Source organism: Rhodococcus sp. NPDC006774, assembly GCF_040636045.1.
Lineage (GTDB): Bacteria > Actinomycetota > Actinomycetes > Mycobacteriales > Mycobacteriaceae > Rhodococcoides.
This window is the reverse complement of sequence record NZ_JBEYIW010000035.1, coordinates 17,871-30,737: the sequence shown is the minus strand read 5'-3', so window position 1 is coordinate 30,737 and position 12,867 is coordinate 17,871. Positions and strand designations below refer to the sequence as shown.

At 65.5% G+C, this 12,867-nt stretch carries 15 protein-coding genes; 13 read left to right on the top strand and 2 right to left on the bottom strand.

All coding sequences use genetic code 11. The annotated features are described in order from the left end of the window. A partial coding sequence (locus tag ABZ677_RS26970) for a DUF222 domain-containing protein (protein WP_358374942.1) occupies positions 1-918 on the top strand: 918 nt, incomplete at its 5' end. 106 nt (positions 919-1,024) lie between these two features. Here the strand turns inward: ABZ677_RS26970 and dapD are convergent. After that, positions 1,025-1,978 carry a 2,3,4,5-tetrahydropyridine-2,6-dicarboxylate N-succinyltransferase gene (gene dapD / locus ABZ677_RS26965; RefSeq protein WP_358374939.1) on the bottom strand — a complete coding sequence of 318 codons (954 nt, stop codon included), beginning with the start codon at positions 1,976-1,978 and terminating at the stop codon, positions 1,025-1,027. A gap of 212 nt (positions 1,979-2,190) precedes the next feature. On the opposite strand from dapD, the gene ABZ677_RS26960 reads away from it, so the two are divergent. From ABZ677_RS26960 to ABZ677_RS26905, 12 genes are all read left to right on the top strand, one after another. Further along, positions 2,191-2,334 carry a hypothetical protein gene (locus tag ABZ677_RS26960; protein WP_155292927.1) on the top strand — a complete coding sequence of 48 codons (144 nt, stop codon included), beginning with the start codon at positions 2,191-2,193 and terminating at the stop codon, positions 2,332-2,334. 45 nt (positions 2,335-2,379) lie between these two features. Continuing rightward, complete coding sequence (locus ABZ677_RS26955) at positions 2,380-3,324, top strand: hypothetical protein (RefSeq protein ID WP_358374936.1); 945 nt, start codon at positions 2,380-2,382, stop codon at positions 3,322-3,324. A gap of 11 nt (positions 3,325-3,335) precedes the next feature. Further along, positions 3,336-4,421, top strand: a complete 1,086-nt coding sequence (gene dapE / locus ABZ677_RS26950) for a succinyl-diaminopimelate desuccinylase (protein WP_358374934.1) — start codon at positions 3,336-3,338, stop codon at positions 4,419-4,421. A gap of 10 nt (positions 4,422-4,431) precedes the next feature. Continuing rightward, the gene (locus ABZ677_RS26945; RefSeq protein WP_037191537.1) at positions 4,432-5,202 is read left to right on the top strand and encodes a TIGR00730 family Rossman fold protein; all 771 of its coding nucleotides are present in this window, start codon (positions 4,432-4,434) and stop codon (positions 5,200-5,202) included. Then, positions 5,199-5,762 carry a TIGR00730 family Rossman fold protein gene (locus ABZ677_RS26940; protein WP_176460785.1) on the top strand — a complete coding sequence of 188 codons (564 nt, stop codon included), beginning with the start codon at positions 5,199-5,201 and terminating at the stop codon, positions 5,760-5,762. The genes ABZ677_RS26945 and ABZ677_RS26940 overlap by 4 nt, the downstream gene beginning before the upstream one ends. A gap of 92 nt (positions 5,763-5,854) precedes the next feature. Then, positions 5,855-7,630, top strand: a complete 1,776-nt coding sequence (locus tag ABZ677_RS26935; RefSeq protein ID WP_358374930.1) for a long-chain-acyl-CoA synthetase — start codon at positions 5,855-5,857, stop codon at positions 7,628-7,630. A 36-nt stretch (positions 7,631-7,666) separates the two neighbouring features. Then, positions 7,667-8,527, top strand: coding sequence for a dihydropteroate synthase (gene folP / locus ABZ677_RS26930; protein WP_037191539.1), 861 nt, complete (start codon positions 7,667-7,669; stop codon positions 8,525-8,527). Beyond that, positions 8,524-9,453, top strand: coding sequence for a glucosyl-3-phosphoglycerate synthase (locus ABZ677_RS26925; protein ID WP_032394090.1), 930 nt, complete (start codon positions 8,524-8,526; stop codon positions 9,451-9,453). The genes folP and ABZ677_RS26925 overlap by 4 nt, the downstream gene beginning before the upstream one ends. Before the next feature lie 30 nt (positions 9,454-9,483). Then, the gene (locus ABZ677_RS26920; RefSeq protein WP_358374926.1) at positions 9,484-9,819 is read left to right on the top strand and encodes a DivIVA domain-containing protein; all 336 of its coding nucleotides are present in this window, start codon (positions 9,484-9,486) and stop codon (positions 9,817-9,819) included. A gap of 26 nt (positions 9,820-9,845) precedes the next feature. Then, positions 9,846-10,424, top strand: coding sequence for a DNA-3-methyladenine glycosylase I (locus ABZ677_RS26915; RefSeq protein ID WP_358374948.1), 579 nt, complete (start codon positions 9,846-9,848; stop codon positions 10,422-10,424). 95 nt (positions 10,425-10,519) lie between these two features. Further along, entirely contained in the window at positions 10,520-10,687 is a 168-nt protein-coding gene (locus ABZ677_RS26910) for a DUF3117 domain-containing protein (protein WP_008714277.1), read from the top strand. Positions 10,688-10,799: 112 nt separating this feature from the next. Further along, positions 10,800-11,663: a methyltransferase domain-containing protein gene (locus ABZ677_RS26905; RefSeq protein WP_358374922.1), complete on the top strand. Its 864-nt coding sequence runs from the start codon at positions 10,800-10,802 to the stop codon at positions 11,661-11,663. On the opposite strand, the gene glgA is transcribed toward ABZ677_RS26905, so the two are convergent. Then, complete coding sequence (gene glgA, locus ABZ677_RS26900; protein WP_358374919.1) at positions 11,633-12,796, bottom strand: glycogen synthase; 1,164 nt, start codon at positions 12,794-12,796, stop codon at positions 11,633-11,635. The two genes, ABZ677_RS26905 and glgA, sit on opposite strands and share 31 nt — an antisense overlap. Positions 12,797-12,867: the final 71 nt, after the last annotated feature.

The window sequence follows — 12,867 nt, the reverse complement described above, 5'->3', positions numbered from 1 at the left end:
GCCGAGAACACCGACCGCAACGAACTCTTCGCCTCCACAACCCTGAACGGTCGGCTGGTACTCAAAGGCGACTTCGATGCGATCACCGGCGAGAAACTCCTCACCGCGCTCTCCCCGTTGACCGAACCCCACCCCGCCGCCGACGGCACCCAAGACGACCGCAGCCCCGCAAAGCGCAGAGCCGACGCCTTCGGACACATCCTCGACCAATACCTCGCCTCCAGTGATCGCCCCATCGAAGGCGGTGAACGCCCGCACGTCAACCTGCACATCCGGTTGCAAGACCTCACCGACCTCCACAGCCGCGGCGACGCCGACGACATCACCGATGACGAAACCTCACGCGCAGCAGCCGAATTCGACACCGTGGATCCGGTCGACATCAACACCGGACACGCGATCGACCCCGACACAGCAGACGCATCCGATACACCCTCTGCCGCGGATCGTGGCGCGTATCGCGACTTGTTCGGCGACGGCACTTCGGTCGGGTGGCTGCCGTGGATGGGACCGCTGTCCCGCAATACTTCTCGTCAGTTGGCGTGTGATTGTGTCCTCACTGCCATCGTGATGGACGAGAACGGCAACCCGTTGAACCTCGCCCGCACCGCCCGCACCGTCACCGCCAAACAACGCACAGCCCTCACCGCCCGCGATCACGGGTGCGCGTTCCCCGGCTGCGGAAAACCTGCCGCCTGGACCGAAGGCCACCACATCCGGCACTGGGGCGACGGCGGCCCCACCGACATGAACAACCTCGTCCTACTGTGCGGCTTCCACCACCGCCTGATCCACCACTCTGATTGGGAAGTGTTCATCGGCACCGACAACCACCCCTGGTTCGTACCACCGGCAACCGTCGACCCGTACCGACAACCGAGACAATCGCACGCCCGAGCAGGCCCCCACATCGCCTGAACCCCACAACGACACCAACCCCGCAGACGACACCAGCCCCGCACCGAGAACACGGTGCGGGGCTGGAAGGGGTTGTTCGACAGCCTGATTCGAGTGAAGCGGACTCTCAGTCGTTGGCGTGCAATGCCGCGTTCAGTTCGACGCCGGTGCCCTTCCACGGCACCACCTCGACCGCGCCCGAGAGCGAGTTGCGACGGAACAGCAGGTTGGATTTGCCGGACAATGTTGCCGCCTTCACCACTGTCCCATCCGGACCACTCACCTTCGTGCCTGCCGTGATGTACAGCCCCGCCTCGACGACGCAGTCGTCACCGAGCGAAATGCCGAGACCGGAGTTCGCGCCCAGCAAGCAGCTCTTCCCGACGGAAATGACGTTCTTGCCGCCACCGGAGAGCGTGCCCATGATCGACGCACCGCCGCCCACGTCGGAACCGTCGCCCACCACGACACCCGCGGAGATGCGACCCTCGACCATCGAGTTGCCGAGCGTGCCGGCATTGAAGTTGACGAAGCCTTCGTGCATGACCGTCGTGCCGCTGGCCAAGTGCGCGCCGAGGCGAACGCGATCGGCGTCGGCGATACGAACTCCAGTGGGAACGACGTAATCGACCAGGCGTGGGAACTTGTCGACTCCGTACACGGTCACCGGACCGCGGGCGCGCAGCTTCGCGCGCACCGTCTCGAAACCGTCCACCGCTGCGGGACCGAAGTTGGTCCACACCACATTGGCCAGCAGGCCGAACACTCCGTCGAGATTCTGCCCGTGCGGCTGAATCAACCGGTGCGAGAGCAGATGCAGTCGCAGATACGCGTCGTGGGCGTCGATCGGGGCGTCGTCGAGGGAGGCGATGCTGGTGCGCACTGCGACCACCTCGACGCCGCGCGCCTCGTCGGATCCGACGAGAGCGGCCAGCTCCGCGGGGACGTCCGAACCCTCGAGCCGGGTGGTGCCGGTCTCGAAGCCGGTCCCGAGCTCCGGGCTCGGAAACCAGGTGTCGAGAACAACGCCCGACGTCGTGATGTTGGCGATACCTACTGCTGATGCTCCATGTGCGCTCACGGGACGAAGAATACGCGGTGGGCCGAATGCGGTGGGGGCTCGGCAACGGCTCCGGTCGGGGACTGTTCTGCCCGCCGTGTCGGGCGCGCGGATTGTGGGTGCACCGCGATTCGGGCGAAGCGTCGGTTCGTTATCGGTTCGACTGCCGAGCGTGATCGCATCGGGACGCCGGCGGACGCGTCGGCGGTGGGCAAGCTGACAGAGTTTCTCCGGTGACCACCCGTACCGCCTCCCGCAGTCGCGGAGTGACCTCGGTGATGGCCGGCGGCGTCTCCTTCACCGGATTGGTGACGACCTTGGCCACGACGATCGTCCTCGGAATCGCCCTGGGTTTGGTTGTCACAGGCGCGTGGTAGACATGCCCATCGGCTGACAGGGGGTCGCCGAGTCTGGGGGACGTCATGAGTTCGAGCAAGTCCACACGTACGCGTTCGGCAGTGACGGTGATCGCTGCGGCGGTGATCGCCGTGAGCAGTGCCGTTGTCGGTTCGGGCACCGCTGCCGCCGATCCCAACTGCGCCGGAGCCGGCGGTTCGTCGGCCGTGGTCGCGCGAATCCCCGGGGCAGCTCTCGAAGGCCTGACCGTCGACGCGTCGGGCCGCGCCTACGTCACCGACATCGTCTCGGGCCGGGTGTACCGCATCGACGCGCCCGGACAGGCCGCGTACCCCATCGCGACGGTCCCCAGCGGCGGCGGTGGCGCGCTGGCGTGGATGCCCGACGGCACCCTGCTGGTCGGCTACGGAGCCGACCCCCGCGTCTTCGTCGGAGACATCGTCAAGGCCGCGGGCATCGTTCGGCTCGACGTGAACACTCTCACCGTCACCCCGTTCGCGACCGGTCTGAGCGCAGCCAACGGACTTGCGGTCGCCGACGACGGAACGGTGTACGCCACCAACGACTTCGGCTCGCTCATCGGCCGGATCGGTCCCGACGGTTCGGTCGACCCGGCGTGGGCGAGCTCCCCCAGTGCCAACGGTGCAGTGCTCGACGCCGCAGACCGGTACCTCTACGTATCGCGCACGTTCGTGAACCCAGGCGTCAGCCGGATCCCGATCGCCAACCCCTCGGCACCGGAAAGCGTGCTCGACCTGTCGGGACTGGACAGCTTCGCAGCTCCGGACGGGCTCACCCTCGACGATGCCGGACGCCCGGTGGTGCCGCTCAACGCAGGCGGCTCCGTCGTTCGCATCGATGCACCGGGGGCGACGTGTGTCATCGGCACCGGAACTCGGCTGACCAGCGTTGTCACCTACGGCCGCTCCGACCGGGGATTCTCGAGCGGGAAATTGTTCGGTGCCGGCTTCGACGGCGTGGTCCGCGAGATTCCGGGATCCACGGCCTAGAGTTTTCTCCCGTGACGCTCGAACTGAATGCCGACCCGATAGACCTCACCGCGGCACTGGTGGACATCCCCAGTGTCAGCGAGGACGAATCGCGCATTGCAGACGAGGTGGAGAAGGCGCTCCGCGAGCAGACCACGGGCTTCGAGATCATCCGAAGCGGCAACGCCGTTCTGGCCCGAACCAACCGCGGACTCGGGTCGAGGGTGATGCTCGCCGGGCATCTCGACACGGTTCCCATCGCAGACAACGTGCCGTCCAGGCGCGAGCACGACAGCGCCGAGGGCGACATTCTGCACGGGTGCGGAACCGTCGACATGAAGTCGGGTGACGCAGTGTTCCTGCACCTCGCCGCCACGATCGACAACCCTGCTCACGATCTGACTCTGGTGTTCTATGACTGCGAGGAGATCGCGGCCGCCCGCAACGGACTGGGTCGCATCGAGCGCGAACTTCCCGAATGGCTTGCTGCGGACGTCGCGATACTCGGCGAACCGTCCGGCGGATTCATCGAGGCCGGTTGCCAAGGGACACTGCGGGTTCGGCTGACAGCGTCGGGAACGCGGGCCCACAGTGCCCGATCCTGGTTGGGTGACAATGCAATTCACAAATTCGGTGCGGTGCTGAACCGACTCGCTGCGTATCGGGCACGCACGGTCGACATCGACGGTTGTGTGTATCGGGAAGGGCTGCAAGCAGTCCGGATCTCCGGTGGGGTCGCGGGCAACGTCGTTCCCGACGCGGCCGAACTGGACGTCAACTTTCGCTTCGCGCCGGATCGCAGCGTCGACGACGCCGTCGAACACGTTCGTGAGGTGGTCGAGGGACTGGATCTCGGCTTCGAGGTCACCGACTCGTCGCCCGGGGCGCTTCCCGGTCTGAACCGACCCGCAGCGGCTGCTCTCATCGAAGCCGCGGGCGGACAGTTCCGAGCCAAGTACGGCTGGACGGACGTCTCCCGGTTCTCGGCGCTCGGTATCCCGGCGGTCAACTACGGACCCGGCGACCCCAATCTCGCTCACAAGCGCGACGAGCGCGTACCCGTCGAGCAGATCACCCACGTCACACAGGTTCTCCGGAGCTACCTCTCTGCCGGATAGCCTGAACGCCATGAACAGCGACCAGGACCCAGGCGGTTTCGAGGAACCCGGCACCGAGAAGCCGGCCAAGCACAAAGGATCCGTCGTGCTCAGGCGTGGCCGGAACACCGAGACGTCCACCTCGGATCAGCGCCTGCTCGACGAGCGAGGATCAGGGAACTGGATTCACTCCGACACATGGCGAGTGCTGCGTATCCAGAGCGAATTCGTCGAGGGATTCGGTGCCCTCGCCGAGGTCCCGAAGGCCGTCACCGTGTTCGGTTCGGCGCGCACCCCCGCAGACCATCCCGAGTACGCCCGAGCCCGGCAACTCGGAGCCGCTCTCGCGAAGGAGGGCTTCGCCGTCATCACCGGTGGTGGTCCCGGGGCGATGGAAGGGGCCAACCGAGGTGCGAGCGAGGCCGACGGGTACTCGATCGGACTCGGGATCGAGTTGCCGTTCGAGCAGGGCCTGAACGAATGGGTCGATCTGGGCGTCAACTTTCGCTACTTCTTCGTGCGCAAGACCATGTTCGTGAAGTACTCCCAGGCGTTCGTGTGTCTACCCGGCGGCTTCGGTACTCTCGACGAACTCTTCGAGGCGCTGACCTTGGTGCAGACGGCCAAGGTCACCAGGTTCCCGATCGTGTTGCTGGGCAAGGACTTCTGGTCGGGACTTCTCGACTGGATCAAGACGACTCTCGTGAAAGAAGGCAAGGTGTCCGAGAAGGACCTCGAACTGATCCACTGCACCGACAGCGTCGACGAGGCCGTCCGGATCGTCCGCGAGGCCCAGCAGTGAGCGATCGTGCATCGACCGAACGCTTGCTCAGTGTCTGCGTCTACTGCGCGTCGGGCCCCGTCGACGCGTCGTTCATCGACCTGGCCGGCGAGGTCGGCACCGAGATCGGTCGACGAGGCTGGCAGCTCGTCTCGGGTGGCGGCAACGTCTCGATGATGGGCGCGGTCGCGGCGGCGACGCGAGCAGCGGGCGGCAACACGGTCGGCGTGATTCCGAAAGCGCTCGTGCACCGCGAGGTCGCCGATGTCGACGCCGACGAGCTGATCGTCACCGACACCATGCGTGAGCGGAAGAAGATCATGGAGGACCGCGCCGACGCGTTCATCACCTTGCCGGGTGGGATCGGGACGTTGGAGGAGCTGTTCGAGACATGGACTGCGGGCTACCTGGGCATGCACAGCAAGCCGATGGTGATGCTCGACCCATTCGGACATTTCGACGGCATGATGCAGTGGATAGAAGGCTTGCGAGAGACCGGATTCGTGCAACAGCGCGCTCTGGACGCCCTGGTCAGAACGACGACCGTCGATGCAGCTCTGAATGCATGCGCAACGTTGTGACAGGTCATAAAGCGCGGCCGTGAAGAGAGATGCTCAAAGTTGTTACCCTCAAGTAGGGTAAGAAATCTCACATCGTCTTCAAAGGGGAGTTCATGGCTGTCGATGCCCGTCAGAAAATTGGAGTGACCGACCTCGCGGTCGCGTTGCCGAAAATGGTGACGGAGGTGCCCAGCCTGCTCAAGGGCCTGGCGGGATTCACTCGCAAGCCCGACCACAAAGCGTCGATCGGTCAGATCTTCCAGGACGCCGCCGCGAAGAACAGCGACCGTCCGTTCGTGCGGTTCGAGGGTGAGTCGATCACCTACCGGGAGGCGAACGAGCTCGTCAACCAGTACGCCGCGGTGTTCGCAGACCACGGAGTCAAGCGCGGCGACGTCGTCGGCATCCTCAGCAAGAACCGCCCGGAGGCGCTCTTCTCCGCACTCGCTGCCGTCAAGCTCGGTGCCACCGCGGGAATGCTGAACTACAACCAGCGCGGTGACGTGCTCGAGCACAGCCTCGGCATTCTCGACGCGACCGTCCTCGTACTGGACGAGAACGCACAGGAAGCTCTCGATTCGCTCGACGGGCAGCCGAGGGTCGGAGCAGTTCTGCCGCTGAAGAAGTTGGCCGAGCTCGCGTCGACGGCGTCGACGGCGAACCCGAAGGTCACCGCCGAGATCCAGGCCAAGGAGAAGGCGTTCTACATCTTCACCTCGGGCACCACCGGCATGCCGAAGGCCAGCCTGATGAGCCACTTCCGCTGGCTCAAATCGATGTCCGGGTTGGGCAACATGGGTGTGCGGCTGCGCAGCAACGACGTCATCTACTGCTGCCTTCCGCTCTACCACAACAACGCCCTGACGGTGACTCTGTCCTCGGTGCTCGCCGGTGGCGCGACCATGGCCATCGGCAAGCAGTTCTCGGTGAGCAATTTCTGGGACGACGTCCGCGTCAACAAGGCCACCGCGTTCACCTACATCGGTGAGCTGTGCCGCTACCTGCTGACTCAGCCGGAGAAGCCCTCCGACCGAGACAACTCGGTCAAGCTGATCGTCGGAAACGGACTGCGCCCGGAGATCTGGGAAGAGTTCACTCAGCGATTCGGCATCTCCCGCGTCGCCGAGTTCTACGGCGCCAGCGAATGCAACATCGCGTTCATCAACGCCCTGAACATGAAGAAGACCGCAGGCATCTGCCCGCTGCCGTACGCCGTCGTCCAGTACGACGAGGAATCCGGCAAGGCCAAGCGCGGCCAGGACGGCAAGCTCCGCAAGGTCGGCAACGGCGAGGTCGGACTGCTGCTGTCCAAGATCACCGACCGGGCACCGTTCGACGGTTACTCCGACGACAAGGCCACCGAGAAGAAGATGGTGCGCGACGGATTCAAGGACGGCGACGCGTGGTTCGATACCGGCGACCTGGTCCGCAAGCAGGGCTTCATGCACGTCGCGTTCGTCGATCGACTCGGTGACACCTTCCGCTGGAAGGGCGAGAACGTCGCGACCACACAGGTCGAGGGAGCCCTCGGTGGGCACTCGTCGATCGACGGGGCCGTCGTGTACGGCGTCGACATCGAGGGAACCGACGGCAAAGCCGGCATGGCTGCGGTGACGCTGCGCGAGGGCGAGACCTTCGACGGCAAGACGATGGCCGAGCACCTTTACGACAAACTCCCGACGTACGCGGTGCCGCTCTTCGTCAGGGTCGTCGACAGTCTCGAGCAGACGTCGACGTTCAAGAGTCAGAAGGTGGCCCTGCGCAAGCTCGGCTACGAGGAGGACAGCGACAGCGACCTGTACGTGCTGCGCGGCAAGTCCGGTGGCTACGAGAAGGCTTACGACGGGTACGTCGCCGAGGTCGCCGCAGGTAAGGCTCCCAAGGGCTGAGCACTCGAAAGATGCGCGCGTGCCACTATTGATTTCATGAGCACCCTCTGCGGCAAACCGGTCGCCGACGATCGCGCATTGGTCATGGCCATCGTCAATCGCACCCCCGATTCGTTCTACGACGGGGGTGCGAATTTCAGCGACGATGCTGCGATGGCGTCGGTGCACCGGGCTGTCGCAGAGGGTGCCGACATGATCGACATCGGTGGTGTGAAGGCCGGCCCCGGCGACATCGTCGATGCCGAGGAGGAGATCCGCCGCGTCGTTCCGTTCGTCGAGGCCATCCGGGACGCGTATCCGGAGCTGCTGATCAGTGTGGACACCTGGCGCAGCGAGGTCGCTCGACTGGCCTGTGGCGTCGGAGCGGATCTGATCAACGACACGTGGGCCGGGGCCGACCCGGAGCTGGTGCGCGTCGCTGCCGCCGAAGGGGTCGGCATCGTCTGCTCGCACACCGGCGGTGCGGTGCCCCGTACTCGCCCGCATCGGGTTCGATACGCCGATGTGGTGGCCGACGTGATCGCCGAAGTCACCGCCGCCGCCGAGAACGCCGTCGCGGAGGGGGTGAAAAAAGACTCGATTCTTATCGATCCGACGCACGATTTCGGGAAAAACACCTATCACGGGCTCGAGTTGTTGCGTCGCGTGGACGATCTTGTAAACACCGGGTGGCCTGTGCTCATGGCGCTGAGCAACAAGGACTTCGTAGGCGAGACTCTAGGTGTAGAGCTCGCCGACCGGTTGGAGGGAACATTGGCAGCGACAGCATTGGCCGCAGCAGGCGGAGCCCGAATGTTCCGGGTGCACGAAGTTGCGTCGACCAGAAGAGTCGTGGACATGGTGGCAGCGATCCAGGGTCTGAGAACCCCGGCGCGGACGGTCAGGGGTCTGGCATGACACTCGCAGATCGAACCGACGTGACCAGAGCGTGGTCCGAGACCAACAGCTGGGACACCCCCGAATGGACCATTGCCGAACTCGAGGCCGCCAAAGCGGGCCGAACGGTGTCGGTGGTACTCCCGGCACTCAACGAGGAACAGACGGTAGCCGCCGTCATCGACACGATCCACCCGTTGCTCGGTGGCCTCGTCGACGAGCTGATCGTGTTGGACTCCGGGTCCACCGACGAAACGGCCGTGCGCGCGACCGCGGCCGGTGCACGTGTCATCAGCCGAGAAGAAGCGGTACCGGGCGTCGACCCCGTACCTGGCAAGGGCGAGGTGCTGTGGCGATCGGTCGCCGCGTCGACCGGTGACCTCATCGCGTTCGTCGACTCGGACCTGATCAACCCCGATCCGGCGTTCGTGCCCAAGTTGCTCGGCCCCCTGCTGATGGGCGACGGCATCCACCTCGTCAAGGGCTACTACCGCCGTCCGTTGCGCACCAGTGGAACCGAGGACGCCAACGGCGGTGGACGCGTCACCGAACTCGTGGCAAGGCCGCTGCTCGCTGCTCTGCGGCCCGAGCTGACCGGGGTCATTCAGCCCCTCGGCGGCGAGTACGCCGGTACGCGCGAGCTTCTGTCCGCGGTGCCGTTCGCACCCGGCTACGGCGTGGAGATCGGGCTGTTGCTCGACACGTACGACAGGCTCGGGCTACGGGCGATCGGCCAGGTGAATCTGGGTGTGCGCAAGCACCGCAACCGCCCGCTGGTCGAACTCGGAGCGATGAGCAGGCAGATCGTCGGGACGATGCTCAATCGGTGCGGGATGGTCGATTCCGGTGCCGGTCTGATGCAGTTCCGGGTCGACGGTGACTCGTTCGAGCCGTTCTCGACCGAGGTGTCGTTGCTGGACCGACCGGCGATGAACTCGCTGAAATAGCGTGTCCGAGGGACGTGACAAGATCGTGGCATGTTGACGCTGCTGATCTACGTCGTCGTCATTGCCGTCGTCGCCGCTGCATTGTTCTTCGTGGCGTCAGCGGTGTTCGGTCGCGGTGAGGAACTGGGCCCGCTGCCCGAGGGAACCACCGCGACCGTTCTGCCCGCGGAGGGCGTCACCGGTGCCGACGTGCACGCGCTGAAGTTTCAGCAGACCCTGCGGGGCTACAAGCCGAGCGAGGTCGACTGGGCGCTGCAGCGACTCGGCGGCGAGATCGACATGCTCCGTTCGCGGCTGTCGGCAGCCCAGCAGCTGCAGGACACAGGTGTTCCGTCCCCGGTCGAGGCCGAACCGGACGAGCGATGAGCGCGGTCGCCGGACCGGACGGCCGGATGCGCTGCCCCTGGGGTGCCACCGACGACGACCTGTACCGGGACTATCACGACATCGAGTGGGGACAGCCGCTCCACGGCCGCAACGAGCTGTACGAGCGTCTGTGTCTCGAAGCGTTCCAATCGGGTCTGGCGTGGATCACGATCCTGCGCAAGCGTGACAGTTTCCGCACCGCATTCGCCGGTTTCGATCCGGAGCTGGTGGCCCGGTTCGGCGAGGCCGATGTGGAACGGCTGATGAACGACGCGTCCATCGTGCGCAATCGGCTCAAGATCGACGCAGCGGTGAGCAACGCGCGCGCCATCGTCGATCTCGACGACACCGACCTCGACACCCTGCTCTGGTCCTTCGCTCCCGAACCCAGGCCGGCGCGCCTGACCGAGCTCTCCGATGTACCCGCCTCGACTCCGGAGTCCACGGCTCTGGCCAAGGAGCTCAAGCGGCGGGGCCTGCGCTTCGTCGGTCCGACAACCGCGTACGCCTTGATGCAGGCCACCGGAATGGTCGACGATCACCTGTCGGGGTGCTGGGTGCAGGTCGTCAATACCGACTCCGGTTCCCGGTATCGACGGGGATAGGGAAGAATAGGTGACAACACCCGTCGCCCCGCGACGAATTTATCTTTTTGGCCTAGGCGCCGAGCTGGTGGGCGCAGATCTGGAGGGAGCAGAGGATGGCGGCGATGAAGCCCCGGACCGGGGACGGTCCCCTCGAAGCAACCAAAGAGGGACGAGGAATCGTCATGCGTGTCCCGCTCGAGGGGGGCGGCCGCTTGGTCGTCGAATTGACCCCCGACGAGGCCGCAGCACTCGGTGACGAACTGAAGGGTGTCACCGGCTGATCGCCCTGTCGATCGATCATCGCTCAGCCCCGCTCGCCGTATCGGCAAGCGGGGCTTTGTGTTGTGTTCACGACTGTGGCGTCCGGCAGAGTCGGGATGAAGGAGGAGTCGGATGCTGACCGACATCGTGGACGTACTGCTGTGTCCGCAGTGCCGAGTGCGTGAGGTCGACTCCGGGCTCGGCGCAGGCGACACCGATCGGACGCTGTGGTGCGATCGAGGGCACTCGTTCGACGTCGCTCGGCAGGGCTACGTCAGTCTGCTGACCGGTGACGGCGGCAAGTTCACCGGCGACTCGGCCGAGATGATCGCGGCGCGCGACGTGTTCCTGGGGGAGGGGCACTTCGACTCGATCGCCGCAGCGGTCTCGGCGGGTGTCCCGGCGGACAGTGAGGTGGTGCTCGACGTCGGGGTCGGAACCGGTCACTACCTCGCGGCTGTTCTCGACGCCCATGCCGACGCCAGGGGCATAGGCGTCGACGTGTCGAAGTTCGCGGCCAGGCGCGCCGCACGGTGCCATCCCAGGCTGGGGTCCGTGGTCGCGGACATCTGGAGCGGACTGCCGGTGCGATCGGGTGCTCTGTCCGCGGTGACGTGCGTGTTCGCTCCGCGCAATGCCGGTGAATTGAATCGGGTTCTCGTCGACGACGGCGTTCTCGTGGTCGTCACGCCGACGTCCCGGCATCAGCGTGAGCTGCGGGGGCCGCTGGGTCTGATCGGCGTCGAGGAGGACAAGACTCGCCGCCTGAGCGAATCGTTGTCCGGTCTGTTCGAGCCGGTGGACGAATCCCCGCTGGAATACTCGATGATGCTCTCGCACAACGACATCGAGGCTCTGATCGGCATGGGACCGTCGGCGCGACACGGTGACCCCGAGGCGCGATCTGCGGCGCTGACACAGCTACCGGAGACCACCGAGGTCACCGCATCGGTGACGGTATCGACCTATCGCCGCCGCGCCAGAGCGTCGTTGTAGACGGCGAGAGTCTGCTTTGCGATCGACGCCCAGGAGAACTCGGCGACGGCTCGCTCGCGGCCGGCCTTGCCCATCGCTTCCGCGAGTGCGGGGTCGAGGGCTACTTGGTTGACCGTGTCCGCCAGGTTCCGCTCGAAGGCGTCGGGTTCGTAGGAGTTGTAGTGCACCAGGCGTCCGGTGCGGCCGTCGTCGACGACCTCGGGGATGCCGCCGACATCCGACGCCACGACGGCAGTTTCGCAGGCCATCGCCTCGAGGTTGACGATGCCGAGTGGCTCGTACACCGAGGGGCAGACGAACACGGCTGCTGCGGTGAGTATCTCGCGAATCTTGTCGGTGGGCAGCATGTCCTTGACCCAGAACACGCCGCTGCGCTGCTCGGCGAGCAGCGCCACGGCCCGCTCGGTTTCCGCAGCGATCTCCGGAGTGTCGGGGGCGCCTGCACACAGAACGAGCTGGATCGACGGGTCGAAAAGATGGGCCGCCGCGATCAGGTGTCCGACGCCCTTCTGTCGGGTGATGCGCCCGACGAACGCGACGATCGGCTTGCTTCGATCCACGCCGATCTCGTCGAGGGTCGAGGTGCCGTGGTCGGCGAACCACCGCTGCGTGTCGATTCCGTTGCGCACCACATGAACCCGACTCGGATCGAGTCGCGGATAGGCGTCGAGCACGTCTTTGGCCATGCCCTCGCTGACGGCGATGACGGCGTCGGCATATTCCACCGCGTTGCGCTCCGACCACGACGAGATGCGGTAGCCGCCGCCGAGTTGCTCGGCCTTCCACGGCCGTCGCGGCTCGAGGGAGTGTGCGGTGAGGATGTGGGGGACGTCGTACAACTCGGCCGCGAGGTGACCGGCGAGGCCGGTGTACCAGGTGTGTGAATGCACCACGTCCGCGTCGGCGGCGGCGTTCGCCATCCGCAGCTCTGCCGACAGCGTCGTCAGCGCAGCATTCGCTCCGGCGAGCGCCGGATCGGGGTCGTGCACCTGCGCTGTATCGCGCGGCGCGCCCATACAGTGGATGTCCACGTCGCACAGCGATTTCAGCTGCGCGGTCAACTCCGTGACATGAACTCCTGCGCCACCGTAGATCTCCGGGGGATATTCCTTGGTCATCATTGCTACGCGCACGTGAACGAACCTACATTCCCCAGCAGTTGTGCGTGTACTGCTAGCAAGGTTCTCTCGGTGCGGATAGGTTG